Annotated in this window: 27 protein-coding genes and 1 pseudogene; 15 read left to right on the plus strand and 13 right to left on the minus strand. The window is 72.8% G+C overall.

Annotated features, from left to right (window positions below; all coding sequences use genetic code 11):
• Positions 1-26: 26 nt before the first annotated feature.
• The 4 genes from OG439_RS21090 to OG439_RS21105 all read left to right on the plus strand — a co-directional run bounded on the left by OG439_RS21090 (position 27) and on the right by OG439_RS21105 (position 4,774).
• Complete coding sequence (locus tag OG439_RS21090; protein WP_326951073.1) at positions 27-2,309, plus strand: M4 family metallopeptidase; 2,283 nt, start codon at positions 27-29, stop codon at positions 2,307-2,309.
• 94 nt (positions 2,310-2,403) lie between these two features.
• The gene (locus OG439_RS21095) at positions 2,404-2,913 is read left to right on the plus strand and encodes an OsmC family protein (protein ID WP_326951074.1); all 510 of its coding nucleotides are present in this window, start codon (positions 2,404-2,406) and stop codon (positions 2,911-2,913) included.
• A gap of 80 nt (positions 2,914-2,993) precedes the next feature.
• Positions 2,994-3,974, plus strand: a complete 981-nt coding sequence (locus OG439_RS21100; protein WP_326951075.1) for an ATP-binding cassette domain-containing protein — start codon at positions 2,994-2,996, stop codon at positions 3,972-3,974.
• The gene (locus OG439_RS21105) at positions 3,971-4,774 is read left to right on the plus strand and encodes an ABC transporter permease (RefSeq protein WP_326951077.1); all 804 of its coding nucleotides are present in this window, start codon (positions 3,971-3,973) and stop codon (positions 4,772-4,774) included. The genes OG439_RS21100 and OG439_RS21105 overlap by 4 nt, the downstream gene beginning before the upstream one ends.
• Before the next feature lie 3 nt (positions 4,775-4,777).
• On the opposite strand, the gene OG439_RS21110 is transcribed toward OG439_RS21105, so the two are convergent.
• Positions 4,778-5,710, minus strand: coding sequence for a sigma-70 family RNA polymerase sigma factor (locus tag OG439_RS21110; protein WP_326951078.1), 933 nt, complete (start codon positions 5,708-5,710; stop codon positions 4,778-4,780).
• 86 nt (positions 5,711-5,796) lie between these two features.
• Here OG439_RS21110 and OG439_RS21115 point away from each other — a divergent pair, with 86 nt between their 5' ends.
• Positions 5,797-6,348 carry a dihydrofolate reductase family protein gene (locus OG439_RS21115; protein WP_326951079.1) on the plus strand — a complete coding sequence of 184 codons (552 nt, stop codon included), beginning with the start codon at positions 5,797-5,799 and terminating at the stop codon, positions 6,346-6,348.
• Between the two features lie 4 nt (positions 6,349-6,352).
• On the opposite strand, the gene OG439_RS21120 is transcribed toward OG439_RS21115, so the two are convergent.
• Both OG439_RS21120 and OG439_RS21125 read right to left on the minus strand, forming a co-directional pair.
• Positions 6,353-6,760 (minus strand): nitroreductase/quinone reductase family protein, encoded by a 408-nt coding sequence (locus OG439_RS21120; RefSeq protein WP_326951080.1) that lies wholly within the window; start codon positions 6,758-6,760, stop codon positions 6,353-6,355.
• Between the two features lie 2 nt (positions 6,761-6,762).
• Complete coding sequence (locus OG439_RS21125) at positions 6,763-7,335, minus strand: DUF6069 family protein (protein ID WP_326951081.1); 573 nt, start codon at positions 7,333-7,335, stop codon at positions 6,763-6,765.
• A 107-nt stretch (positions 7,336-7,442) separates the two neighbouring features.
• Here OG439_RS21125 and OG439_RS21130 point away from each other — a divergent pair, with 107 nt between their 5' ends.
• From OG439_RS21130 to OG439_RS21140, 3 genes are all read left to right on the plus strand, one after another.
• Positions 7,443-8,408 (plus strand): SDR family NAD(P)-dependent oxidoreductase, encoded by a 966-nt coding sequence (locus OG439_RS21130; protein ID WP_326951082.1) that lies wholly within the window; start codon positions 7,443-7,445, stop codon positions 8,406-8,408.
• Positions 8,409-8,566: 158 nt separating this feature from the next.
• Positions 8,567-9,760, plus strand: a complete 1,194-nt coding sequence (locus OG439_RS21135) for a serine/threonine-protein kinase (protein WP_326951083.1) — start codon at positions 8,567-8,569, stop codon at positions 9,758-9,760.
• A gap of 382 nt (positions 9,761-10,142) precedes the next feature.
• On the plus strand, positions 10,143-10,331 hold the full coding sequence (locus tag OG439_RS21140; protein ID WP_326951084.1) for a hypothetical protein: 189 nt from the start codon (positions 10,143-10,145) through the stop codon (positions 10,329-10,331).
• A gap of 38 nt (positions 10,332-10,369) precedes the next feature.
• On the opposite strand, the gene OG439_RS21145 is transcribed toward OG439_RS21140, so the two are convergent.
• Complete coding sequence (locus OG439_RS21145) at positions 10,370-10,693, minus strand: STAS domain-containing protein (RefSeq protein ID WP_326951085.1); 324 nt, start codon at positions 10,691-10,693, stop codon at positions 10,370-10,372.
• A 122-nt stretch (positions 10,694-10,815) separates the two neighbouring features.
• Here OG439_RS21145 and OG439_RS21150 point away from each other — a divergent pair, with 122 nt between their 5' ends.
• From OG439_RS21150 to OG439_RS21175, 4 genes and pseudogenes are all read left to right on the plus strand, one after another.
• Complete coding sequence (locus OG439_RS21150; RefSeq protein WP_326951086.1) at positions 10,816-12,294, plus strand: aldehyde dehydrogenase; 1,479 nt, start codon at positions 10,816-10,818, stop codon at positions 12,292-12,294.
• 147 nt (positions 12,295-12,441) lie between these two features.
• A pseudogene (locus tag OG439_RS50415) lies at positions 12,442-13,624 on the plus strand (nucleotide disphospho-sugar-binding domain-containing protein).
• A 62-nt stretch (positions 13,625-13,686) separates the two neighbouring features.
• Positions 13,687-13,980, plus strand: coding sequence for a putative quinol monooxygenase (locus OG439_RS21170; protein ID WP_326951582.1), 294 nt, complete (start codon positions 13,687-13,689; stop codon positions 13,978-13,980).
• A gap of 84 nt (positions 13,981-14,064) precedes the next feature.
• Positions 14,065-15,219, plus strand: coding sequence for a serine hydrolase domain-containing protein (locus tag OG439_RS21175; RefSeq protein ID WP_326951583.1), 1,155 nt, complete (start codon positions 14,065-14,067; stop codon positions 15,217-15,219).
• Here OG439_RS21175 and OG439_RS21180 read toward each other — a convergent pair.
• The 6 genes from OG439_RS21180 to OG439_RS21205 all read right to left on the minus strand — a co-directional run bounded on the left by OG439_RS21180 (position 15,197) and on the right by OG439_RS21205 (position 19,063).
• Positions 15,197-15,904 (minus strand): GNAT family N-acetyltransferase, encoded by a 708-nt coding sequence (locus OG439_RS21180; protein ID WP_326951087.1) that lies wholly within the window; start codon positions 15,902-15,904, stop codon positions 15,197-15,199. The two genes, OG439_RS21175 and OG439_RS21180, sit on opposite strands and share 23 nt — an antisense overlap.
• Before the next feature lie 88 nt (positions 15,905-15,992).
• Positions 15,993-16,184: a ferredoxin gene (locus OG439_RS21185; RefSeq protein WP_247053821.1), complete on the minus strand. Its 192-nt coding sequence runs from the start codon at positions 16,182-16,184 to the stop codon at positions 15,993-15,995.
• Positions 16,181-17,311 carry an NADH-ubiquinone oxidoreductase-F iron-sulfur binding region domain-containing protein gene (locus OG439_RS21190; RefSeq protein WP_326951088.1) on the minus strand — a complete coding sequence of 377 codons (1,131 nt, stop codon included), beginning with the start codon at positions 17,309-17,311 and terminating at the stop codon, positions 16,181-16,183. The genes OG439_RS21185 and OG439_RS21190 overlap by 4 nt, the downstream gene beginning before the upstream one ends.
• Positions 17,308-17,877 (minus strand): ferric reductase-like transmembrane domain-containing protein, encoded by a 570-nt coding sequence (locus OG439_RS21195; RefSeq protein WP_326951089.1) that lies wholly within the window; start codon positions 17,875-17,877, stop codon positions 17,308-17,310. The genes OG439_RS21190 and OG439_RS21195 overlap by 4 nt, the downstream gene beginning before the upstream one ends.
• Positions 17,874-18,800, minus strand: coding sequence for an FAD:protein FMN transferase (locus OG439_RS21200; protein ID WP_326951090.1), 927 nt, complete (start codon positions 18,798-18,800; stop codon positions 17,874-17,876). The genes OG439_RS21195 and OG439_RS21200 overlap by 4 nt, the downstream gene beginning before the upstream one ends.
• Positions 18,797-19,063, minus strand: a complete 267-nt coding sequence (locus tag OG439_RS21205; RefSeq protein ID WP_326951091.1) for a hypothetical protein — start codon at positions 19,061-19,063, stop codon at positions 18,797-18,799. The genes OG439_RS21200 and OG439_RS21205 overlap by 4 nt, the downstream gene beginning before the upstream one ends.
• 256 nt (positions 19,064-19,319) lie before the next feature.
• On the opposite strand from OG439_RS21205, the gene OG439_RS21210 reads away from it, so the two are divergent.
• From OG439_RS21210 to OG439_RS21220, 3 genes are read left to right on the plus strand one after another with little or no spacing between them, the layout of a single operon-like run.
• A complete protein-coding gene (locus OG439_RS21210) occupies positions 19,320-20,192 on the plus strand; it encodes an alkaline phosphatase family protein (protein WP_326951092.1) in 873 nt (290 codons plus the stop codon).
• Between the two features lie 4 nt (positions 20,193-20,196).
• Complete coding sequence (locus tag OG439_RS21215; protein ID WP_326951093.1) at positions 20,197-21,444, plus strand: MFS transporter; 1,248 nt, start codon at positions 20,197-20,199, stop codon at positions 21,442-21,444.
• Positions 21,441-22,421 carry a TolB family protein gene (locus OG439_RS21220; protein WP_326951094.1) on the plus strand — a complete coding sequence of 327 codons (981 nt, stop codon included), beginning with the start codon at positions 21,441-21,443 and terminating at the stop codon, positions 22,419-22,421. The genes OG439_RS21215 and OG439_RS21220 overlap by 4 nt, the downstream gene beginning before the upstream one ends.
• Here OG439_RS21220 and OG439_RS21225 read toward each other — a convergent pair.
• The 3 genes from OG439_RS21225 to OG439_RS21235 all read right to left on the minus strand — a co-directional run bounded on the left by OG439_RS21225 (position 22,411) and on the right by OG439_RS21235 (position 25,125).
• Positions 22,411-22,761 carry a hypothetical protein gene (locus OG439_RS21225; RefSeq protein WP_326951095.1) on the minus strand — a complete coding sequence of 117 codons (351 nt, stop codon included), beginning with the start codon at positions 22,759-22,761 and terminating at the stop codon, positions 22,411-22,413. The genes OG439_RS21220 and OG439_RS21225 overlap by 11 nt on opposite strands.
• A 147-nt stretch (positions 22,762-22,908) precedes the next feature.
• Positions 22,909-23,328 carry a hypothetical protein gene (locus OG439_RS21230; RefSeq protein ID WP_326951096.1) on the minus strand — a complete coding sequence of 140 codons (420 nt, stop codon included), beginning with the start codon at positions 23,326-23,328 and terminating at the stop codon, positions 22,909-22,911.
• A gap of 474 nt (positions 23,329-23,802) precedes the next feature.
• Positions 23,803-25,125: a tannase/feruloyl esterase family alpha/beta hydrolase gene (locus OG439_RS21235; protein WP_326951584.1), complete on the minus strand. Its 1,323-nt coding sequence runs from the start codon at positions 25,123-25,125 to the stop codon at positions 23,803-23,805.
• Positions 25,126-25,235: the final 110 nt, after the last annotated feature.

Here is a 25,235-nt window from a genome sequence, read left to right on the forward strand (position 1 = left end):
TCACCCTGCCCGGAGGAGATTCCTCGATGGAACTGAGACGTCCTGTCGTCTTGGCAGCAACCGGCGTGCTCATCGGCGCCCTCTGCATCACCGGTACCGCACAGGCGCAACCCGCCCCGAACGCGACCCCGAACGCCGCCCCGAGCGCCCAGGCCCAAGCTGCCACCGCGGCCGCCGGCCTCGTGGCGAGCAGGCCCACCGCGCTGCACGCCAGCTCGGACGACGTTTTCCTGGCCCAGAAAGCGATCTCCTCCACCAACGGGCTGCAGTACATCCCCTACGAGCGCAGCTACAAGGGTCTGCCGGTCGTCGGCGGCGACTTCGTCGTCACGACCAACTCGACGGGCCAGGTGCTCGGCACCTCCGTCGCGCAGGACCAGACCATCAACCTCGCCACGACCTCGGGCAAGGTGACCAAGGCCGCGGCCGAGGCCACCGCCCGGCAGCAGCTGGCCTCCGTGGACAGCGTGAGCCCCGCGCAGCAGGTCGTCTTCGCGCTCGGCTCGCCGGCGCTGGCGTGGCAGAGCACGGTCGTCGGCCGCAACGCCGAAGGGCCGAGCCGGCTCGACGTCGTCGTCGACGCCGCCACCGGCAAGGTGCTGCACACGCAGGAACACGTCATGAACGGTGACGGCACCAGCGCGTACAACAAGCCGAACCCGGTGCACCTCGACACCACCCACTCGGGCAGCACGTACTCCCTGAAGGACCCGGCCATCACCAACACGTCCTGCCAGGACGCGGCCAACAACACCACCTTCAGCGGTCCGGACGACGCCTGGGGCAACGGCAACGCCACCAGCCGCGAGACCGGCTGCGTCGACGCGCTCTTCGCCGCCCAGACCGAGAACAAGATGCTCTCGCAGTGGCTGGGCCGCAACGGCTTCGACGGCAGCGGCGGCGGCTGGCCGATCCGCGTCGGCCTGAACGACGAGAACGCCTACTACGACGGCACCCAGGTCCAGATCGGCCACAACACGAACAACCAGTGGATCGGTTCGATCGACGTCGTCGCGCACGAGCACGGCCACGGCGTCGACGACCACACCCCGGGCGGCATTTCCGGTTCGGGCACCCAGGAGTTCGTCGCGGACGTCTTCGGCGCTTCGACCGAGTGGTTCGCCAACGAGCCCGCGGGCGGCGACGTCCCGGACTTCCTCGTCGGCGAGTCGGTCAACCTGGTCGGCTCCGGCCCGATCCGCAACATGTACAACCCGTCGGCGCTGGGCGACAAGAACTGCTACGACAGCTCCGTCCCCAACGGTGAGGTCCACGCGTCGGCCGGCCCCGGCAACCACTGGTTCTACCTGCTGGCCGAAGGCACCAACCCGACCAACGGGCAGCCGACCAGCACCACGTGCAACAGCACCAGCATCACCGGCATCGGTGTGCAGAACGCGGTGAAGATCTTCTACAACGCGATGCTGCTGAAGACCACGGGCAGCTCGTACCTGAAGTACCGCACCTGGACGCTGACCGCGGCGAAGAACCTCTTCCCGGGCAGCTGCACCGAGTTCAACACCGTCAAGGCGGCGTGGGACGCGATCTCCGTGCCGGCGCAGTCGGGTGACCCGACGTGCTCCGCGACCGGCACCGTGACCGTCTCGAACCCGGGCAACCAGTCCACCACCACCGGTGGTTCGGTCAACCTGCCGCTGTCCGCCAGCGGTGGCACCTCGCCGTACACCTGGACCGCCACCGGCCTCCCGGCCGGCCTGTCGATCAACGCCTCCACCGGCACGATCTCGGGCACCGCGACCACCGCGGGCACCTCGAACGTCACGGTGACGGCGAAGGACGCGGCCAACAAGACCGGCACGGCGTCGTTCTCCTGGACCGTCGGCACCACCACGGGCTGCTCCGGCCAGAAGCTGGCCAACGGCGGCTTCGAGTCCGGCGCCACCAGCTGGACGCAGACCAGTGGTGTCATCGGGCAGAACGGCTCGCAGCAGCCCACCCACGGTGGCACGTACAACGCCTGGCTGAACGGGTACGGCACCACGCACACCGACACGCTCGCGCAGTCGGTGAGCATCCCGGCCGGGTGCCACGCCAGCCTGACGTTCTACCTGCACATCGACACGGCGGAGACGACCACCACCACCGCCTACGACAAGCTGACCGTCACCAACGGCAGCACCACCCTGGGCAGCTACTCCAACCTGAACAAGGCCTCCGGGTACGTCCTCAAGACGGTCGACGTCTCGTCGGCCGCCGGCGGGACCCTCGCGCTGAAGTTCACGGGTACCGAGGACAGCTCGCTGCAGACGTCGTTCGTGATCGACGACGCCGCGGTGACGCTGAGCTGAACCAGCTGAATCCGCACTGAAAAGGCGGGGAGACCGGGAAATCCGGGCTCCCCGCCTTTTCGCTTTTCCTTGGCGAGCGGGCACAATCGGGCCCATGGACACCGAAGAGCTGCGCGCGACCCAGGCCCCGCTGAAGGACAAGTACCGCGACGCGCCGGAAAGCGCGCTCGTCACCCTGCACGCCGACGCCGAACTCGACGGCCTCGGCATCTCCTGCAAGGTCGAAACCGGCCGCGCGGTCGTCGAAGCTGGCCTGCACCCGGCCACCGGCGGCGACGGCACCCTCGCCTGTTCCGGCGACATGCTCCTCGAGGCGCTCGTCGCGTGCGCCGGGGTGACGCTGCGGGCGGTCGCGACGTCGCTGGGCCTCGACGTCCGGGGCGGGCGCGTCCGCGCCGAAGGCGACCTCGACTTCCGCGGCACCCTCGCCGTCGCGAAGGACGCGCCGGTCGGCTTCCGCGCGATCCGGCTGTCGTTCGCCCTGGACACCGACGCCGACGCCGGCCAGCTCGCGACGCTCAAGAAGCTCACCGAACGGTACTGCGTGGTGTTCCAGTCGCTGCGGACGCCGCCGGAGTTCGCCGTGACGCTCTCGGCGAACTGACGCGTCTCCGGGAGAATCCCGGAGGAAAACCGGGACAACGTGCCCTAGCTTGGCGGTGTGTCGTCGGAAGGAGAGCCGCCATGCCGGCCCTGTCACCGCCGGAGCCGGACATCGCCGTCCGGGTACGCGGGCTCGTGAAGACCTACGGTTCGACCCGCGCGCTCGACGGCGTCGACCTCGAGATCCCGGCCGGGCGGGTGCTCGGCCTGCTCGGGCCGAACGGCGCCGGCAAGACCACCACCGTCCGGATCCTGACCACGCTGCTGCGTCCCGACTCGGGCGAGGCGTGGGTGGCCGGGCACGACGTCCTGGCCGAACCGGACGCCGTGCGGCAGCGGATCGGGCTGTCCGGGCAGTACGCGGCCGTCGACGAGAACCTCACCGGCTTCGAGAACCTCTACATGGTCGGGCGGCTCTACGGCCGTCGCAAACCCGCGGCCCGGTCCCGCGCCCGGGAGCTGCTGGCGCGGTTCCAGCTCGCCGAGGCCGCCGACCGGCCGGCGAAGGGGTACTCCGGCGGCATGCGCCGGCGGCTCGACCTGGCCGGCGCGCTGGTCGCCGAGCCGGCGGTCGTCGTCCTCGACGAGCCCACCACCGGCCTCGACCCCGGCGGGCGCCTCGACACCTGGGCGGTGATCAAGGAGCTCGTCGCCGACGGCACCACCGTGCTGCTGACCACCCAGTACCTCGAAGAGGCCGACCAGCTGGCCGACGCGATCGTCGTCATCGACCACGGCAGGGTGATCGCCCGCGGCACCGCCGACGAGCTCAAGGCGCAGATCGGCGGCGAACGCCTGGAGCTGGTCGTCGCCGCGGCCGCGGACCTGCCGGCCACCCTCGACGTCCTGCGCGCGGTCGGTACTGGCGAGCCGTCGGGCGACGAGCACACGCGCCGCGCCGAGATCCTCGTCGACACCGGGCCCAAGGCGCTGATCGAGGCGCTGCGGCAGCTCGACGGCCTCGGCGTCACGGTCCAGGACGTCGGCCTGCACCGGCCGACGCTTGACGACGTCTTCCTGTCCCTGACCGGGCACGGCGCCGAAGAGGAGGCCGCGAAGTGAACGCGCTCACGAAAGGCATCTCCGACGGCGGCGTCATCACCTGGCGCAACCTGATGAACGTCCGGCGCAACCCGGACTGGCTGATGGCCGCGACGCTGCAGCCGATCATGTTCGTGCTGCTGTTCGCCTACGTCTTCGGCAACGCGATCGGCGGCGACGCGGGCGGCGGGGCCTACCGCGAGTTCCTCATCGCCGGGATCTTCGCCCAGACGGTGGCGTTCAACTCGGCGTTCACCGTCATCGGCTTCGCCAACGACCTGCAGAAGGGCATCATCGACCGGTTCCGCTCGCTGCCGATGTCCCGGATCGCGGTGGTCCTCGGCCGCACGACGTCGGACCTCGTCGTCAGCGTGGTGGCGCTGGTCGTGATGTCGTTGTGCGGGCTGATCGTCGGCTGGCGGATCCGCGGCAGCTTCCTCGACGCCGTGCTCGGCTACCTGGTGATGCTGATGTTCGCGTGGGCGCTGTCGTGGGTCGGCGCGCTGATCGGCCTCACCGCGCGCAGCGTCGAGGTGGCGCAGAGCGCGGGGCTGATCTGGATGTTCCCGCTGAGCTTCGTGTCGTCGGCGTTCGTGCCGACGGACAAGATGCCGCCGTTCCTGCGGGCGATCGCCGACTGGAACCCGTTCACCGCGGTGATCAACGCGACGCGCGCCCTGTTCGGCAACCGCTTCGGCGTCCCGCCGACGGGCTGGCCGGCGGAGCACGCGGCGCTGTACTCGATCCTGTGCTGCGTGGCGATCATCGCGGTGTTCGCGCCCCTGGCGACGGCGCGGTACCGCAAGGTGGCGAGCAAGTAGTCCTCAAGGGACGGACGCGGCGAGGCCGAAGGCCGCGAACGCCCGCGGGTCCTGGAACACGACGTTGTGCGCGATCCCGGCCGGCGTCACCGTCAGCACCTGCAGGGTGTGCAGGCGGTGGCCGCCGGCGTCGTCCGGGCAGTACGCGGCGAGCGCGGGCTGCCCGTTCGCCGTGAGCGGGACCGCCCGCCAGCCGCCGGGGCGCATCGCGAACACCCGCGCCATGAACCGGCCGTAGTCCGCGCGCCCGGCGTACCAGAGCGGGACCGGCGGCATCTCGAGCACGGCGTCCTCGGCCAGCAGCGTGACCAGGGCCGGGACGTCGGCGGCCTCGAACGCGCGGACGTAGCGCTCGACCGTCTCCCGGACCTCCCGGTCTCCGGGCTCGCGCACCTCGTGGTCCCGGGGCGTGGCCGCGGCGAGGGCGGCCCGCGCCCGCTGCAGGGAGCTGTTGACCGCGGCCGCCGACGTGTCCAGCTGCGTGGCGACCTCGGCGGCGCTGAACTGCAGGACGTCCCGCAGCACGAGGACCGCCCGCTGGCGGGGCGGGAGCAGCTGCGTGGCGGCGACGAACGCGAGCCGCACCCCGGCGCGGGCCTGCGGGTCCTCCGTGTAGCGGCCTGGTAGCGGCTGCAGCCAGGGCACCTCGAAGTCCGGCGTCAGCGGGGCGCCCGGATCGGTGCTCGCGGCGCCGAGCCCGGACGGCAGCGGCCGGCGGGCCCGGCCCTCGAGCGCGGTCAGGCAGACGTTCGTCGCGATGCGGTAGAGCCAGGTGCGCACGGACGCGCGGCGTTCGTCGTAGCGCTCCCGGGCCTTCCACGCGCGCAGGAGCGTCTCCTGGGCCAGGTCCTCGGCGTCGTGCAGCGAGCCGAGCAGCCGGTAGCAGTGCACCACCAGCTCACGCCGGAACGGCTCGAAGTCCTCGCTCGCGTCCACGCCGGAGATTGTGCCCCGGATCGCGATGAGTTCCGCCGCCGGCGCCGGTATGTACCCACGACCGCACCGCTCGCGAAGGGACCACCATGAACGACGTCATCGTCATCCAGTTCACCACCCTCGACGGGGTCGTCGAGGACCCGGACGGCTCCGGCGGCACCGCCGGCGGCGGCTGGGCGTTCCGGCACGGCCCGGAAGCCGTCGCCGGGGACAAGTTCAAGCTCGGCCCGCTGCTCGACACCGGCACGCTGCTGCTGGGCCGCGGCACGTGGGAGCTGTTCTCGAAGCTGTGGCCCGCCCGGACCGACGACTTCTCGACGCGGATGAACGAGATCCCCAAGCGGGTCGTCTCGCGCACGCTCACCGACGTCGGCGCCTGGGCCAACTCCGCGTTGCTCACCGGGGACCTCCTCGACGAGGTCCGGCGGCTGCGCGAAGAGCGCGACGTCATCGTCATCGGCAGCACGAGTGTCGTGCACACCCTGGCCGGGCACGGGCTCGTCGACGAGTACCGCCTGCTCGTGTTCCCGCTCGTGCTCGGCTCCGGCCGCACGTGGTTCACCGCACCGGGTGACCTCCGGCTGGCCTCGGCCGAGCAGAACGGGGCCGCCGCGCTGCTGCGCTACCGGACGGCCTAGCGCGTCAGTCCTCTTCGGACAGTTCCACGATCGGGATCGACCGCTTCGCCTTCTCCCGGTGGTCGGCCAGGAAGGGGTAGTGCTTCTCCAGTTCCGTCCACGTGCGCACGTAGTCCGCGCCCAGCAGGGGCAGGGCTTCGGCCTCGAACGCGCGGCCGTCGACCTCCACCTTCACCCGGGAGTCGGCCGTCAGGTTCTGGTACCAGTCGGGGTCCTTCGCGGCGCCCACGTTCGACGCCACCACGAGCAGCCGGTCACCGTCCCGGTGGAACATCATCGGGACGGTGCGCGGCTTGCCCGAGTTGCGGCCCGTCGTCGTCAGGAGCACGAGTCGTTCGCGGTGCATGCCGTCCACCTCCTCGCCCGCGCGGAACTGCTCGATCACGCGGCGGTTCGTCTTGCGCTGCCCCATGCTCAGCGGTCGTAGTAGCGGGTCGTCGGCGGCTCCTGCTGCTGGTTCCACTGCCGGGTCGGCGGCGGCTGCTGCGCCGCCGGCGGCGCGGCCTGGGCCGGCGGGGCCGTCGAGCGGCGCCGGTGCAGGGTGCGCGCGCTCGCCGCCATGCTGCTCACGATCGCCGCGATCACCAGGCCGATCACCAGGTTGATCGCCGCCGTCGCGATCTTCGCGCTCGGGGCGACGCTCAGCGTCAGCGGCAGCACCACCGCGATCAGCGTGACCAGCACCATGATCCAGCCGAAGAACTGGGACGGCGCCGGCGTCGCCACGCTCAGCAGGTGCATCAGCCCCGTCGCCAGCAACGCCACCGCGGCGGCCACCACTGCGTACGTCGTGGTGCTGGCGTTGCCCCAGACGCCTTCCCCTTTTGGGGCCAGCACTTCGACCTCGAAGATGCCGCGGGCGATCAGCAGCCCGACCACCGCGACCAGGGCCGCGACCACCGCTGTCGCCACGCCACCGGCCCACAGCCGGCGTGCGTCGATCCCCGGGCGGACGTCCTGGGGTGTGTTCCCGTAGTAGTCGGACATCACGGCCTTCCTCGCGTCGCTGGGCCTCTCGCGGTCGATTGTCCCCTCTTTCGGCCCGGGACGCGCGACTTGCGCTGGAGTGCGCTCCAGGTCTTAGCGTCGAGGCCATGACCACCGCACAGCACAAGCTCGGCTCGGGCTTCGGCGCCGGCACCACCGCCGCGGAAGCCGTCGCGGGCATCGACCTCACCGGGAAGCTCGCCGTCGTCACCGGCGGTTACTCCGGCATCGGCCTGGCGGCGACCCGCGCGCTCACCGGCGCCGGCGCCCACGTCGTCGTCCCGGCCCGCCGCCGCGAGACCGCCGAGCAGGCCCTCGAAGGCCTGGACGACGTCGAGGTCGACGAGCTGGACCTGGGTGACCTCGACAGCGTCCGTGCGTTCGCCGACCGCTTCCTCGCCTCCGGGCGGCGGATCGACCTGCTCATCACCAACGCCGGCATCATGGCCTGCCCCGAGACCCGCGTCGGGCCGGGCTGGGAGGCCCAGTTCGCCACCAACCACCTCGGCCACTTCGCGCTGGTCAACCGGCTGTGGCCGGCCGTCGCCGAAGGCGCCCGCGTGGTCGCGCTGTCCTCCCGCGGCCACCACAACTCGCCGATGCGCTGGGACGACGTCATGTTCACCGAGGGCTACGAGAAGTGGGCCGCCTACGGCCAGGCGAAGACGGCCAACGTGCTCTTCGCCGTCCAGCTCGACAAGCTCGCCGCGGCGAAGGACGTGCACGCGTTCGCGCTGCACCCGGGCGGCATCATGACGCCGCTGCAGCGGCACCTGTCGCGCGCCGAGATGGTCGAGCGCGGCTGGATGGACGAGGCGGGCACCATGCTCGTCGAGTTCAAGACGCCGGAGCAGGGCGCGGCGACGACCGTCTGGGCCGCGACGTCACCGCAGCTGGCCGGGCTCGGCGGGCTGTACCTCGAGGACTGTGACGTCGCCGAACTGTCCCCTGAGGACGCCGAAGGACTCGCCGCCTCGGGTGTGCGCCGCTACGCCGTCGACCCGGCGCAGGCCGAGCGGCTGTGGACGCTGTCGGCGCAGCTCACCGGCGTGGACGCCTTCGACGGCCGCTGAACGCGCGTACCCCGCCCGCGATCTTCGCAGGTTTCCGGATCACGGGATCGGGGTACATCGCGGGGGTGGCCGACCAAGCGGCAGGACGGGGTGCCCGGGCGATGAGCGAGGCGGACGAACCCACGTGTGCGCACTACGCACTCGGTGAGTTTTCCGTCATGCCGCGACCGGCGCTGGGGGACGAACTGCCGCCCACCACGCTCGGCGGGCGCTACGAGATCGGCCGGCTGATCGGCAGCGGTGGCACGGCCCGCGTCTACCGCGGCTACGACCTGCACCTCGACCGCCCGGTCGCCGTCAAGATCTACGACCGCGGCGCGGTGGCGCAGGACCAGCGCCGCCGGCTGCGCGAGATGAGCATCCAGGGCAGCATCGCCCACCCCGGCGTGGTGGCGCTGCACGACAGCGGCACCGAGCACGGCCGGACCTTCCTGGTGATGCAGCTCGTCGAGGGCGAGAACCTCGCCGAACGGCTGCTCGGCGGCGCGATGACCGTGGCCGAGGTGACGGCGCTGGCCGCCGGGCTCGCCGAAGGCCTGGCCCACGTGCACGGGCTGCGGGTCGTCCACCGCGATCTCAAGCCGGCCAACGTGTTCCTGAGCGCGAACGGCCCGCTGATCGGCGACTTCGGCATCGCGCACGCGCTCGACACCACCCACATCACCGGCACCGGTGTCATCCCGGGGACCGCCGCCTACCTCGCGCCCGAGCAGGTCGCCGGCCAGCCCGCCGGACCGCCCGCCGACGTCTACGCGCTCGGCCTGATCCTGCTCGAGTGCGTCACCGGGGAACGCGAGTACCAGGGCACGATGGTCGAAGCGGCCATGGCGCGGCTGACGCGGGCGCCCCGGATCCCGGCGGACCTGCCGCCGTCGCTGGCGCACACCCTCCGGCGGATGACCCAGCGCGAGCCCGCGGACCGGCCCACCGCCGCCGAGGTGCTGGGATCGCTGAGCACCCCGTCGACGACGCTGCCCACCGCCGCGCCGGCCGGACGTCCGGCGCGGCACTTCCGGGCCGTCTTCGCCGCCGCCCTGACCACCGCGGCCGCCGCCACGGTCGCCGCGGTGCTGCTGGCCGCGCCCGAAGGCGCCGGCTCGTCCACCCAGTCACCGGCACCGGGTGTCACCGAGGCGGTGCACCCGCCGGCCGCGCCGTCGACGTCACCGCAGCAGGTGGCCGCGCCGGCCGTGACCGAGTCGGCGGACCTGGAGCCGGCCGCCGTGACGCACCAGAGCCCGGTCCAGCCGCAGAAGGCCGGGAAGCAGCAGGGCAAGTCCGGGAAGAGCGCGAAGCCGCCCGGCGGCAACAAGGGGAAGGGCAAGGGCCCGGGTCCGGGCACCGATTCGTGAACCGGGGCCTCCGGCGAGTGAAGCAGGGCCCAACGGCCCTACCGCCGGGAATGGCCGTGGAATAGTCATGGACAAGGTCGGAATTCTCTTTTCCGAATTCGGACTCGAAGCAATAACGGCTTGTAACCCGGGCGCCTCGCGGCACGACTGATCGAGCGTGTCGGCCGCGCCAAGTCCCCGCGTTTCGAGTCGGCACCATCCGCCGGGAATCCCCCGTCCCGGCCGGTTCCACGACTTTCCGGAGGTTGGGATGAGTGTCCACGCTGCCCTTGCGCGCCCCGTACTCGGAGCACCGCGCGGACGGCACGCCAAGCCCCGCGCCACGTGGCCGCGGGTTGCCGCCCGGTCGGCTTTCCTGGCCCTGGCCTTGATCTCCGCCGGCATGGTCGTCGGCGCCGGCTGGCCGCCGGTCCTGCTCGTGGTGCCGATCGCGGTCCTGCTGCTGCTCGTCGCGAGCGTCACGAAACTGCGCACCGCGAGCCGGAAGATCGATGCGATCTTCGCCGAGGAATTGACCACACCGGCGACTCCTGAAACCGGGATCGAAAACGTCGAAACCGCGGCCGCATGATCGTTTCCCGTCGCTTCGGGAAACGATCTTCGGATTCGCTAGCCCGCGTCCTGCCAGGGTTCGAAACCGTTCAGGAGCGGTTTGATCTGCGCCGGGTCGGTGACCTCGGCTTCGACACCGGCGGGCATCGCGAGCACGAGGTGGGTGCCGCGGGACGCGCAGGCGGCCACCGTCTCCGTCAGGGCCGCCGCGGCGACGGCGTCGACCGCCGTCGTCAGCGCGAGGTCGACGACCATGCGGCGGGCTTCGGCGGCGAAGGCCGCTTCGACCGCGCGGAGGTACTCGGGAGCGAGGACGACGTCGAACGCGCCGTCGATCGAGAGGATGACTTCGTCGTCCAGTAACACGCTGTGAAGTGCCATCCTGGCCTCCTGCCGACCGGGTCTGCCCACCTGGTACGGGTTTCCTCCTCCAAGGTTACGTCAGGCACCCCGCCGGGTGCAGGCTGGAAGCGCACGCCACGACGTCGACGAGGACGGGGCCCATGAGCGCACAGTTACCGACCTTCTCCCTGGTGATCGACGGCAAGGCCGTCGGCGCCCGCTCCGGGCGCACCTTCGAGTCGCAGAACCCGTACACCGGGCAGCCGTGGGCGGTCGTGCCGGACGGCGGGCCCGAGGACGTCGACGACGCCGTCGCGGCGGCCCGCGCGGCGCTCGAGGGCGAGTGGGGCGCGATGACGGGGTTCGCTCGGGCCGCGCTGCTGCACCGGCTCGGTGACCTCATCGGCGAGCACGCCGAGCGGCTCGCCCGGCTCGAGGTGAACGACTCCGGCAAGCTCCACCGCGAGATGCTCGGCCAGCTGACCGGCCTTGGCGGCTGGTACCACTACTACGCGGGCCTGGCCGACAAGATCGAAGGCCGTCAGATCCCGGCGCCGAACCCGGACTACCTCGTCTACACCCGCCGCGAGCCGGTCGGCGTGGTCGCGGCCATCACGCCGTGGAACTCGCCGTTGCTGCTGCTCACCTGGAAGCTCGCACCCGCGCTGGCCGCGGGGTGCACGGTGGTCGTGAAGCCGTCCGAGCACGCCCCCGTCTCGACGCTCGGGCTGGCCGAGCTGATCACCGAGGCCGGGTTCCCGCCCGGCGTCGTCAACGTCGTCACCGGCCTGTCTCGCGAGACGGGCGCGGCGCTCGCCGGGCACCCGGGCGTCGACAAGGTCGCGTTCACCGGCTCGACCGCCACCGGCCGGGCCGTCGCGGTGGCGGCCGCGGCGAACCTGAACCAGGTGACGCTGGAGCTGGGCGGCAAGTCGCCGCAGGTGGTGTTCCCCGACGCCGACCTGGCCGCGGCCGCGAACGGCGTCATCGCCGGCGTGTTCGCCGCCACCGGCCAGACGTGCATGGCGGGCTCGCGGCTGATCGTGCACGCCGACGTCCACGACGAGCTGATCCGGCTGATCGCCGAGCGCGCTTCGGCCATCAAGCTGGGCGACCCGGCCGAGCCCGCCACCGAGATGGGCCCGGTCGCGAACGCGCCGCAGTACGCGAAGGTGCTGCACTACCTGGAAACCGCGACGGCCGAGGGCGCGACCGTCGCCTGCGGCGGTGTGCCCGACCCCGGGCTGGGCGGGCTGTTCGTCCAGCCGACCGTGCTCACCGGCGTCACCCCGGAGTCGACGATCTTCCGCGAGGAGGTGTTCGGGCCGGTGCTGGCCGCGTGTGCGTTCACCGACGAGGCGGAAGCGATCCGCCTGGCCAACGACACGCCCTACGGCCTCGCCGGCGCGGTGTGGACGAAGGACGTGCACCGCGCCCACCGCGTCGCCGCGAAGCTCAAGGCCGGCACCGTGTGGGTGAACGCCTACCGCGTCGTGGCGCCGTCCGTGCCGTTCGGCGGGGTCAAGGATTCGGGGCTGGGCCGGGAGAACGGCGTCCACGCGATCGACGAGTACCTGACCGACAAGGCGGTGTGGGTCGAGCTGTCCGGCGGTACCCGCGACCCCTTCACGCTGGGGTGACGATCGTTCTGTCCACTGTGGACGAGCACGCGGCCGCGGCGGGGCTCCCCGCTTCCCCTTCCAAGGTATAGCCGAGAGGGGGACTTGCGGCAAGGCCCCGGTGCGGGTCCACACTTCGGGCTCACTTCCACCCGAGGGGATTCCCACATGCGTGTGCTGCTGTCCACGATCGGTTCGCGGGGCGAGGTCCAGCCGGTCCTGGCGCTGGCTTCGGAGCTGCGGGCGCTCGGCCAGGACGTCCGCCTGTGCGTGCCGCCCGACTTCCGCGACTGGCTCTCCGGGCTCGGGTTCGCCGTCACCCCGATCGGGCCCGAGCTGCGCGGGAGGGGCCGTCCCGCGGCCGGTGACCTGCGGAAACTGGCCGAAGAGACGGTCGCCGCCCAGTTCGTCACGGTCGCGGAGGCGGCCGAGGGCTGTGACGTGATCGTGGCCGCCGGCGCCTTACAGCTCGCCGCCCGCTCGATCGCCGAGCGGCTGGGTGTCGCCTACGTCTACGCGAGCTTCTGCCCCATCACGCTGCCGTCGGAGCGGCATTCGCCGCCGCCGATGCCGTGGCGGTCGGCGGACACGCCGCGCGCCCGGTGGGCCGAGGACGCCCGGCACCTGAACGCGACGTTCGGGCCGACGCTGAACGCGCACCGCGTGGCGTCCGGGCTCGCGCCGGTCGACGAGCTGCAGAGCCACGTCTTCACCGACCGGCCGTGGCTCGCGGCCGACGCCGCACTGGCTCCCTGGCCCGGCCCGGCGGGCGTCGTCCAGACGGGGGCTTGGATCCGGCCCGACTCGCGGCCGTTGCCGGAGGAAGTACGGGAGTTCCTGGACGCGGGCGAGCCGCCGGTGTACTTCGGGTTCGGCAGCATGAGCGCGGAAGCGGGCCTCGCGGAAGCGATGCTGGCCGCGGCCCGCGCGCACGGCCGCCGGGCGATCATCGCCCGCGGCTGGGCGGACCTGGCGGTGGCGGACGCGGCGCCGGACTGCCTGGGCATCGGCGAGATCAACCCAGCAGGCGTTGTTCCCGCGCGTCGCGGCGGCCGTCCACCACGGCGGCGCGGGCACCACGACGACGGCGGCCCGCGCGGGGGCGGCGCAGGTCGTCGCGCCGCGGATGTACGACCAGTTCTCCTTCGCCGACCGGGTCCGCGACCTGGGTATCGGCGCGGCGCACGCACCGGGCGCGCTGACGGCGGAATCGCTGGCCGCGGCCCTCGGCACGGCGCTGGCGCCGGAGGTGGCGGCCCGGGCGCGGGAGTTCGCGGGCCGGGTCCGGGTGGACGGCGCGAGCGTCGCGGCCCAGCGCCTGCTGACGACGGCTCCCGTCGCGTCGGCCTGAGGTGTCTGTCCTGCGGGCGGCCGTTCGTCGGGGCAGTATCCACCGCAGGAGAGGACTTCACCATGACTGTGATCGTCGCCGGCCCGGTGTTCGTCGAGCCCGCCGACCGGGACCGGGTCGTCGCCGGACTCCGGGTCGTCGTCGAGGCGGCGCGGCGGCACCCGGGCTGCCTCGACGTCTCGATCTCCCCCGACCCGCTCGACCCGGCCCGGGTGAACATCTTCGAGCACTGGGAGACGCCGGAGATCCTGGACGCCTGGCGCGCGATCGCCCCGCCGCCGACGTTCCCGGCGGAGATCAAGGAGGACCGGGTCCGCAAGCACGTCGTCACCCGGTCCGGCCCGGCTTTCGACTAGCGGTTCCGGAAAACCCGGGGGTCCGGACGCCTGCTGGCCTCATGGATCGCGGCTCCGGCCCTCGTTAGCGTCGCTTTCGTGAGGATGAGACGAACAGCCCTGGTCGCGGCCGTGATCGCGACGGCGGGACTGACGACAGCGACCCAAGCCGCCGCGAGCACTCCGCTCGAACGGCTCGCCCGGAACCTGGTGGCCGCCGGTGCGCCGGGGGTGATCGTGCGGGTGGACGACGGGCGCGGGCGGCCCGTCGAGATCGCCGAGCACGCGCCCTGGGCGCACCGGCTCGAGGCCGGGGACGAGTTCCGGATGGGGTCGAACACCAAGACCGTCATGGCCACCATCACCCTGCAGCTCGTGGCCGAACACCGGCTCGCGCTGAGCGATTGCGCCGGGAAGTGGTTGCCGGGCACGGCATCCGGCGTCACGCTGCGCATGCTGCTCAACCACACCAGCGGCCTGTCCGACTACGCCGAAGACCCCGCCCTGCGGAACGCGATCCTCGGCAAGGACCCCCATCGGTGGACCGCCGCCGAGCTGTTCGCCGTCGGGGCCGGGCACCCGCCGCTGTTCGCGCCGGGCACGGACTGGTCCTACAGCAACACGAACTACGCGGCCATCGGCGTGATCCTGGAACGCGTCACCGGGGCGAGCCTCGCCGACCTCGTGCGCGACCGGATCGCCCGGCCGCTGCACCTGGCGCACACCTACCTGCCCGCCGACGGCTCCTGGCGCGGCCGGCACGCGCACGGCTACGAACCGGACGCCGCCCACATGCCGCCGTCGGTGCCCGCGGAGTTCACCGACGTCGCCGGGACGCACCGGGCCGGGCACGTGGACGTCTCCGGCAACGACCCGGGCTGGGGCGCCTCGGCCGGGGCGATCGTGAGCAGCGCGCCGGACTGGGCGCGCTTCTACACCGCGTTGATGTCCGGAAAGCTGCTGCCCGCGGCACAATTGGCCGAAATGCGCACGGTCGCCGGCCCCGGCTACGGGCTGGGGATCCTGACCGCCACCACCCCGTGCGGCACCTTCTGGGGCCACGACGGCGGGATCACGGGTTACTCCGGCAGCACCATCACCGACAGCACCGGCCGCCGCACCGCGACGATCCTCGTCCCGACGGAGTTCCGCTACGAGTTCGACGCCGATCCGGCGCTGGCCGAAGCCCAGCGGGCGCTGCAGAACGCCGTGACCTGCGCGATGTTCGGCAAGCCGGTCAGCGCAGGTCCAGCCACATGACGCGCAGGCCGACGTCGCCCCGCTCCGGGTGGCGGAACGCGCCGGGTGCCGTGCCGAGGGTGACGAACCCGAGGCTCTCGTAGAGCCGGATCGCGGCGGTGTTCACGTCGACGACGGCGTTGAACTGGATCGCCGCGAACCCGGTGCGCCGGGCCCAGCCGATCAGGTCCGCGGCGAGGGCCCGGCCCACCCCGGTGCCCCGCGCCCCCGCGGCGACCATCAGGCTGCCGGAGGCGATGTGGCTGCCGGGCCCGGGCCGGTTGGCGTACATGTTCGCGGTCCCGGTCACCCGCTCCCCCTCGGTCGCGACGACCACCCGGCCGGGCGCGGCCACCAGCCACATCCGCCTGGCGTCGGCCTCGCTCATGGCCGGGTCGTAGGGGAACGTCTCCTGCTCGGTGCAGATGTCGTGGACGATCGGCCAGATCGCCGGCCAGTCTTCCGCGCGCGCCTCGCGGATCACCCGCGCCGCCCCGGGCCGTAGCACCACCGCGCACGGGGACTGCCCCACCGGTGGCGCACCGCCGGTGGCCAGGAGGATCCCCCGCGCCGCGACGACGTCCCGCGCGTCGCGTGTCTGTCCGAAAAGGACGAACACCGCGCCGTGCTGCGGAACCGCCGGGTCGCCGGCGCCCGCGACGCACGCCAGGACGCCCGGCACAGCGCGGTGTCGGGCGGGACCCACACGCCGTCCAGGCCGCGATCGACGAGTTCCTCGTTCATGGTTCCCGAGGTTAACGAGCGGCAGGCCGCCTCACGAGCGATTTACCGCGTCACTTCCGCAGCCGCATGGCCAGCACCGGACACGCCGCGGCGGCCCGGCGGGCGTCCGCCACCAGCGCCGGCGGGACCGGGCCCGCGGCCAGCACCGGGTAACCCCATTCGTCGAGCCGGATCCGTTCCGGGAGCAGGTCCGCGCACAGCCCGTGGGCGCGGCAGCCGATCGGATCCACCGAGAGCTTCACGCCACACCCGCCGGGACCCGGCAGCGGCCGCCGGCCAGGTGCGCCGCGACGTCGGCCTCGAACGTCCGCAACGCCGATGCCGCGAGGCGGGCCGCGCCGTCCGGGTGGGCGCACGCGCCGCGGCCGGTCAGCAACGGGATGCGCCGCGCCAGGCGTCCGGTCGCGTCGCCACCGCGGAGCAGCTCGGCGAAGTCCGCCGCGATCGCCGGGAGGCCGAACATGCACGGCCCGCACTGCCGCGCCGACTCCGCCGCGAGGAACGCCAGGACCTTCGCCGTGTAGCCGAGACCGCACGCCGTCGCCGGCAGGACGTGCACCGCCGCGATCCCGGACAAGGCGCCGCGCAGATCGGCCGTCCACGTCCCGCCGTACCCGCCGACGAGCACCGCCTGGACCGGCTCGGTCTCGCCGCCGGCCGCCGCGAGCACCTCCGACAAGGCAGCACCCGCCCGGACCGAGATGACACCGGGGCCGCGGACCGCGCCGGTCACCGTGACCAGGTCCGTCCGCGTCGCGCGGTAGTGGTGCGGGCCGAGCAGGACGACGAGCGCCAGCTGCGCCAGGGTGTCGACGTTGTCCACCAGCGTCGGCCGGCCGCGCACCCCGCGCTCGGCGGGCCGCGGGTGTTTCCCGAGCGGCCGCGCGTCGCCGGAGGTCAGGTAGTGGACCAGCGCCGACTCCTCGCTGGCGACGTACCGGCGCGGGATCTCCGCGACGCGCACCGGCACGCGGTCGTCGCGCTCGGCGAGCGCCGTGGCGATGCTCCCGAGCACGGGGCTGCCGGCGTGCACGCACAAAACGGCTTCGGTCGCGCCGATCGCGTGCGCGGCGAGCTGCAGGCCGTCCAGCACGAGGTGCGGGGACAGCGCGAGCAGCGCGGCGTCCTTCCGGCTCAACGGGTCGCCTTCGCAGCCGTTCGCGACGACGATCGAGCGCCGGGCCCGGGCCGCGCGCAGCTTGACCGCCGTCGGGAAGCCGCCACCACCGCGGCCGCGCAGGTCCGCCGCCGCGACGGCGTCGATCAGCCGGTCGCGGCCGTCGTCGCCGTGGTAGGCGACCCACGGCACGACGCCGTGGTGACGCCGGTGGCCGGCCAGGTCCAGCCGGTGCGGAGTCAGGGTGTTCATCGGGTGCCTCCGAGCGGGGAGAGCTTGCGGGTTTCGGTGTCGGCGTGCCGGGTGCCGACGCGGAAGGCGATCCCGCCGAGCACGGCGAGCACGCACAGGACGTCGAGCGCGAGCAGCCAGCCGTGCGCGGCGTCGCTCTCGGCCATGCCGATGCCGTGCGTCAGCGCGACCGGCCAGCAGAGGTAGGCCAGCCAGTGCACGGCCTTCCACGCCTTCGCCGGGATGCGGGTGCGTACCAGGCTGGTGACGACGATCGCGAGCAGCAGGTCGATCGCGACGGCGCCGAGGCCGACCCAGAACGGCTGGTAGGCCGAGCCGAACGGGAGCACGACGTCGAGCCAGCTCAGCGAGACGTACCCGTCGAGAATGGCCGACGCGATGTGCGCGGCGAGGAACACGAGGCTGGTCAGGGCGAGGTTCCGGTGCACGGCGGCGACGGTGAACCGCGGCCACTCCCGCGTCGCGAACCGGCCGGCGCCGAGCGCGCCGAGGACGACGACGGCGGTGAAGAGCACCAGCGACACGAGCCCGGTCGCGCGGCTGAAGTACCAGACGGCGGAGCTCACGACGCCTCCCGCAGCTCGGTCTCGCGCGGCCAGCCCGGGGTCGTGACGACGTCGCCGCCGACGCCGACGAGCCGCGCGGGCAGGCCGCGTTCGGCGAGCCACGACGGGGCCGCGTCGCCGAGGACGACCGCCGCGGTGCTCGCGGTGTTGGCGTCCACAGTGGACTTCGCCACGACGGAAACCGTGCGCCAGCGCGGTTTCGGCACGTCGCCGGTGCGCGGGTCGACGATGTGGTGGACCGTGCGGCCGCCGCGCCGCCAGCGCCGCCGGGTGGTCCCGGACGTCGCGAGCCCGCCGTCGGACAGCGCGACGGTCGTTTCGGGCCGGGTGACGGCGCCGGCGTGGTCGTCGCCGATCGCGACCTGCCAGCCGCCCGCGGGCGCCGGGCCCGCGACGCGGAGGTCGCCGCCGAGGTTCACCAGCGTCCCGCAGCCGGTCGCGGTGTGGATCCGGCGGGCCGCGCGGTCGGCGGCCAGGGCCTTCGCCGTCGCGCCGAGGTCGAGGCGGACGCCCCGGGGCAGCACGACCAGCGCGCGCACCGGGTCGAACAGCACCCGGTGCCAGCCGGGCGCGGGCGCCACCGCCCCGAGCGGGCCGTCGGTGACGGCGGCGAAGTCGCGGTCGTAACCCAGCGCCTGGACGGCCGTGCCGACGGTCGGGTCGACCAGCCCGCCGGTGAGCCGGGCCGCGCGCAGGGCGGCGGCGAGGGCTTCGGTGAGCAGCGGGCCGACCCGGACCTGCCGGCCGGCGACGTCGTGCAGCCGGGAGATCTCGGAGTCGGCGCGGAACCGGCTGCAGGCCTCGTCGACGGCGTCGAGTTCCTCGTGCAGCAGGTCGACGGCGGTTTCGAGCTGCGCCGGGTCGGTGACGAGCACCTCCGCAGTGGTGCCGAGCGCGCGGAACGCCGTGGCGGCCGGGGTCACGACGCACCCGAGCCGGTGTGCGCGCTGCTGCCCGAACCGGAGTCGACGCCGCTGTCGGAGGACTGCAGCTGGTCCTGCGAAGTCGTGTTGTCACTGGTCGTGGTCTGCGTGGTGGTGTCGTCGGCGGCGTTCGCCGACGACAGGCCGAAGCCGATCGCGCCGACGGCGGCCGCGCCGAGCACGGCGGCGGCCGCGGTGGCCAGCGCGGCCTTGCGGCGGCCGTGCTCACGGCGGGCGGTCCTGGCTGACGTTTCGGGGTCCATGGGAACGAGTTTCGGCGCCGCTCCTGTGAGCCTCCTGGGTACAACCTGTCAGATCCCTACTCCCTGATCCGCACTACCAAAGGAGGTTGACGCCGGACAGGCATTCACCCACTCTTTCTCTTGTCCGACGGTGGTTTCCCGGTGTTCACGCGCTGGACCGCAGCACGGCACGCACCGGCTCCCTGCTCTCGGCACCATGAGGCGCTCCCACCACGAAGCCCGCGGCCGGGCCGGCCGCTCCAGCGCTGGAGGACCCATGATCCGCAGGCGGATCTTCGCCGTGTTCGCCGCCGCCGCCCTCGTCACGACCGGCGCCGTCACGGCGGCCGTCGTCACCCGGGCGGCCGACCCCGCCGTCGAGCCGACGGCCGCGAGCGTGCCCGCGTTCGACCACGTCGTGCTGGTGATGTTCGAGAACAAGAAGTACTCGTCGATCAACGGCAGTTCCAGCGCGCCCTACTTCAACACCCTCGCGTCGCAGAGCGCGAAGTTCACGAACTCCTTCGCGATCACGCACCCGAGCCAGCCCAACTACGTCGCACTGTTCTCCGGCGCGACGCAGGGCGTCACCAGCGACAGCTGCCCGGCCAACCTGGGGGCCAAGGACAACCTGGGCCAGCAGCTGATCGGCGCCGGTAAGACGTTCAAAGGCTACTCCGAGTCGATGCCCTCGGACGGCTACACCGGCTGCTCCAGCGGCACCTACATGCGCAAGCACAACAGCTGGGTGGACTTCAGCAACGTCCCGGCGGCGAGCAACGTGCGCTACACGAGCTTCCCCACGGACTTCACCCAGCTGCCGACGGTCTCCTTCGTGACGCCGAACATGTGCAGCGACATGCACGACTGCGCCGTCGGCACCGGCGACACCTGGCTGAAGAACAACCTCGACGCGTACGCGCAGTGGGCCAAGACGCACAACAGCCTGCTGATCACCACCTTCGACGAGGACAGCGGCACGTCGGTCAACCAGATCTTCACCTCGTTCACCGGCGCGCACGTCAAGGTCGGCAGCTACAGCGAATCGATCAACCACTACACGGTGCTGCGCACGATCGAGGCGTCCTACGGCCTGCCCGGCATCGGCGGCGCCGCGAGCAAGTCGCCGATCCTCGACGTCTGGCAGTAACCGCGTGTACCTCTCCACCATCGGCCGTCGCGAGCACGCCGCGACGGGGTCGCGGCGCACGCTCTCGGCGGTCGGTGCGAACGTCTTCGCGCTCGGCGCCGTCAGCCTCGTCACCGACGTCTCCTCGGAGATGGTCACCGCGATCCTGCCGGTCTACCTGGTGCTCGGCCTGCACCTGAGCCCGGCGGCTTACGGCCTGTTCGACGGCCTCTACACCGGCGCGACGGCGTTGCTGCGGCTCGTCGGCGGCTACGTCGCGGACCGGGTGCGACGGCGCAAGGCCGTGGCCGGCGTGGGTTACGCGCTGTCCGCGGTGATGAAGCTCGGCCTGCTCGCGGCCGGGGCGTCGGCGACGGCGATCGGCGCCGTGATCACCCTCGACCGCACCGGCAAGGGCCTGCGGACGGCGCCCCGCGACGCGCTGATCACGTTGTCGGCGCCCGAACCGCTGCTCGGCCGGGCGTTCGGCGTGCACCGCGCGATGGACAGCGTGGGCGCGTTCGCCGGGCCGCTGGTCGCGCTCGGCGTCCTCGCGGCGGTCGGGGCCACGAACCCCGAGGCGTTCGACGCGGTGTTCGTCATGAGCTTCTGCATCGCCGCGATCGGCGTGCTGCTGCTGGTGCTGTTCGTGCGCGACCGCCGGACACCACGGACGGCCGCCGCGGTGTCACCTCGCGCGGCGCTGGCGCTCCTGCGCGGTCGCGGCGTCCGGCGGCTGCTGGTCGCGGCGTGCGTGCTCGGGCTGGCGACCGTCGGCGACGGCTTCGTCTACCTGCTGCTGCAGCACAAGGAGGACGTCGCGACCGGCTGGTTCCCGCTGCTCGCGGTCGGCACGAACCTCAGCTACCTGCTGCTCGCGGCGCCGCTGGGCGCGCTGGCCGACCGGATCGGGCGGCTGCCGGTGGTGCTCGGCGGGTACGGCGCGCTGGCCGTCGTCTACCTGCTGCTGGCCGGGCCGGTGTCCGGCTGGCCGCTGTTCGCGCTGGCCCTGGCGTTGTACGGCGCGTTCTACGCGGCGACCGACGGCGTGCTCATGGCGCTGGCCGGGCCGCTGCTGCCGGAAGCGTTGCGCACGACCGGGATTTCGCTGGTGCAGACGGCGCAAGCGCTTGCGTACTTCGCCTCGTCCGTCCTTTTCGGACTGGCCTGGCAGTTCTGGGGCGCCGAGCTCGCGATCGGCGTCGCGGCCGGCGCGGCGGTGGTCGCGATCGGCGTCACGTTCGTCGTCCTCTCCCCGCGGCGGGCCTCGTGAAGGCGCGGATCCTGATCGCCCTCGCCGGGGTGCTCGTGCTGGCCGGGGTGGCCGTCGCGTACGTCGGGTTCGCGAGCGCGCGCAACCACGACGTCACGGCGACCGGTGCGGTCAGCCTCGCGCCCGGGCCGCGGCTGCTGTTCCGCAGCACCGCGGACGCCGACCGCGGGCACGTCGCCACCGTGGCGGCCGCCGACCCCGGCGGCGCGCGGACGGTGTCGCCGCTGTCGTGCGCCCGGGTGTACGCGGCCGGCGGCACCGGGCTCTGCCTGCGCCCGGACGGCGACCTGACCACCTACCAGCTGGTGGTCCTCGACGCGCGGCTCGCGTCCCAGCGGGAGATCCCGCTGGTCGGGCTGCCGAACCGGGCGCGGGTGTCGGCGAGCGGCCGGATGCTGGCGTGGACGGTGTTCGTCACGGGCGACTCGTACAACGGCGGGATGTTCTCGACGCGCGCCGGCATCCTCGACACGGCGACCGGCGACCTGGCGGGCACGCTGGAGGACTACGCGGTGACGCTCGACGGCCGGCCGTACCAGGCGGCCGACCTCAACTTCTGGGGCGTGACGTTCACCCGCGACGACCGCCACTTCTACGCGACGATGTCCACGGCCGGCCACCGCTACCTGGTCACGGGCGACTTCACGGCGCACACGATCCGCACGCTGCGCGAGAACGTCGAGTGCCCGTCACTCTCCCCGGACGGCACGCGGGTGGCGTTCAAGTCCGCGATCGACGCCGACCCCGCGAAGGGCTGGCGCCTGTCGGTCCTGGACCTGACCCGTTCGGCGGTGACGCCGCTGGCGGAGACCCGCAGCGTGGACGACCAGCCGGCCTGGCTGGACAACCACACGATCGGGTACGGCATCCCCCGCGGCCCGGGCCACTCGGACGTGTGGTCGGCCCCGGCGGACGGCACGGGCGCGGCCCGGCTGCTGATCCCGGACGCGGACTCCCCCGCCGCCCTCAGCCCGTGACGACCAGCCATTCGACCCCGATGACGACCGCGTAGAGCACCACACCGGCGGCGAGACCGAGCCAAGGCGTCCGGTCGAGTTTCACGACCGTCCCCCAGGCGACCACGATCGAGACGAGCCACCCGGCGAGGGGAAGCCAGAAGAGGACACCCTGCCCGGAAGGACTGCAGACGAAGGTCACCGCGTCCGGGCGGCACGAGTCACTGCTCATGGCCCCGGCGGCGCCGAACAGGAGCGCGAACAGCAACCCGGCGAGGACCAGCACCCAGCAGGCCGCCACGAACCCCACCCCGCGCGACGGCGGCTCGGGTCCGTTCAGGAAGCTGCCGCCGGTGACCACCCGGTCACCCTACGGCGGCCGTGGTGACGCAGCGCGGCGCCGCCTTCCGGGCCCGCCGCGGCGCTCGGCTGGGGGTTCGAATGTCCTGAAGGGCACCCTCAGGGACGTGCAGTCCCTGAGGGTGCCCTTCAGGACATCGAGCCAGGGTCAGTCCATCTTGCGGAGGCCGTCCAGGATGCGGCGCATCAGGTCGTTGTCCGGGGGTGCGAACGCGAACCGCGAGACCGGGATGGCGGCCGAGGCCGAGAAGGCTCCCGACGACGGGCGGGGTGGCGGGATCGTGCGGGGCAGCCGCCACGGGAGGCGGTCGGGTGAGGAGTCGCGGCCGAGCTGCTCGGGGATCGGCAGGGTCGGGAGCGCGATCGTGCCCGCCTCGGCGAACCGGCGGGCGGCCTGCTCGAACCGGAGGCGGGCCTGGATGCCGGCCACGGTCCAGTCGGGTTCGGGTTCCGGCTCGGCCGGGCCGGGGCGCGGACGGCGTTCGAGCACGATCGCCCAGGCCGCGGCGGCGAGCACCGGCAGCAGCAGCCCGGCGACGATCGCGAGGCCGGGCAGATCCGCGGCCATCAGGCGGCCCCGGCGACGGGTAGCAGCATGAGGTTCACTTCCGGACGGACGGTTCTTCCGAAGCATGCGCGGCACCTGGATATTCGACGTAATCGATTGTTCGCGGACCCCGATGCCTATCATGAACGACGTACAACGGTCCCGCAAGCGGCCGAACGGGGTCGCCCGTCCGGGCGGTGAAACGGCTGGTCAGAGCGATTTTGCGATGGCTGGACCAAGCCCCTCACCAGGTAGTACGCGCACGAGTCCGATCCGGTTCACTTTTCTTTCCCATGGCAGGCGCACGGCGTCGCGGCGGGCTACCCGGAATGCGAATTCCGCACCGCCGCCGGCCGGCGGCACCGCAGCCGCCGGAGTCCGAGATCACCCGGCGGAGGGACCGGCCGGGCTCTCGTTCACGTCCGTGAATGCCACATCGAGGGACACTATGTCCCTCGATGTGGCATTCACGGACTGTTGAGCTGCCGGCGAGGGTCAGCCGAGCGAGCAGGTGCGGGCCAGGTCCGCCGGGGTCGCTCCGGCGGGCCGGGCGATCGTCGCCGACGCCGGCGGGTGCACCCCGCGCAGCCAGCCGGCCAGCGCGTCGAACGCCGTCCGGAAGCACGGGCCCAGCGGCCGCAGCAAGGCGGGGAACTGGTCGACCAGGCCGTCGACGTGGTTGCCGCCGTCGATCCGGTAGTAGCGGTGGAGCGCGCCGCGCCCGGCGTCGGTGATCAGCCGGTCGTAGGCGTCCGAGTCGCGGGTGATCGGCAGTAGCGTGTCCAGGGTGCCGTGCAGGGTGAGCAGCGGCTTGCCGATCCGGCCGGTCAGCGAGATCCGCTCCACCGCGCGGGCCACCGGCGCGGGCCGGGACGCGTACGCGTAGTCCGCGTCGCACGACGGCGTCCCGCTCGCGCAGAACGGGACGCCCGCCGCGAGCGCGCCGTCGAACGACGGGTCGATCTCTTCCCGGTAGATCCGCTGGGTCAGGTCCCAGTAGACGCGGTAGTGGTAGTCCCACAGGAACTCCGACCCCGGCGCGAACCCGGCGTCCAGAATGGACTGGTGGGCGGCCGCGGAACCCGCCGCGTAGGCGGGATAAGCCCGCATCGCGGGCGGCAGGAACGTGAACAGGTTCGGGCCGTCGGCGCGCCAGAGCGTCCCCTCCCAGTCGACGCCGCCGTCGTAGAGCCACGCCCGGTTCTCCAGCTGCCACCGCACCAGGTAGCCGCCGTTCGACAACCCGGCGGCCAGCGTCCGCGCCGGCGGCCGGCCGTAGTGCAGCAGCGCGGCCGCCTTCGCGGCCAGGGTCAGCTGGGTGACGCGCGTGTTCCACTCGGCCAGCGCATCTCCGGGCCGGACGCCGTCGTCGTAGAACGCGGCGCCGGTGTTGCCCTTGTCGGTCGCGGCGAACGCGTAGCCCTCGGCCAGCACCTGGTCGCCGATCGCGCGGTCGTTCGCGTACTGCCGCCGCGTCCCGGGCGAGCCGGACACGACCAGGCCGCCGTTCCAGTGGTCCGGCAGGCGCAGCACGAACTGCGCGTCGTGGTTCCAGCCGTGGTTGGTGTTCGTCGCCGACGTGTCCGGGAAGTAGCCGTCGACCTGGACGCCGGGCACGCGGCCGGGCACCGGCAGGCCCGCCGACGTCAGCCCGGCCCAGTCCGCCTCGACGGTGTGACCGGACGCGAGCGTGCCGGTCGTCGTCAGGTCGTCCAAGCGGACGGCGACCTGCTTTTCGGCGCCGGGCACGAAGACCCGCGCACTCGTGGCGGACGCCGGTGCGGGCACCGCCGTCGCCAGAACGGAAACCAGCACCACAGCAAGCCAACCGCGCACGGTCCACCTCCGGTCTCGGGTGAACCGAACCCAAGCGTGCCCGGACGCCGGGAACCACCCGGGCCGCCACCATGAATCCCCACGCCGATGTG

It is taken from the genome of Amycolatopsis sp. NBC_01307, assembly GCF_035975215.1.
Classification (GTDB): domain Bacteria; phylum Actinomycetota; class Actinomycetes; order Mycobacteriales; family Pseudonocardiaceae; genus Amycolatopsis.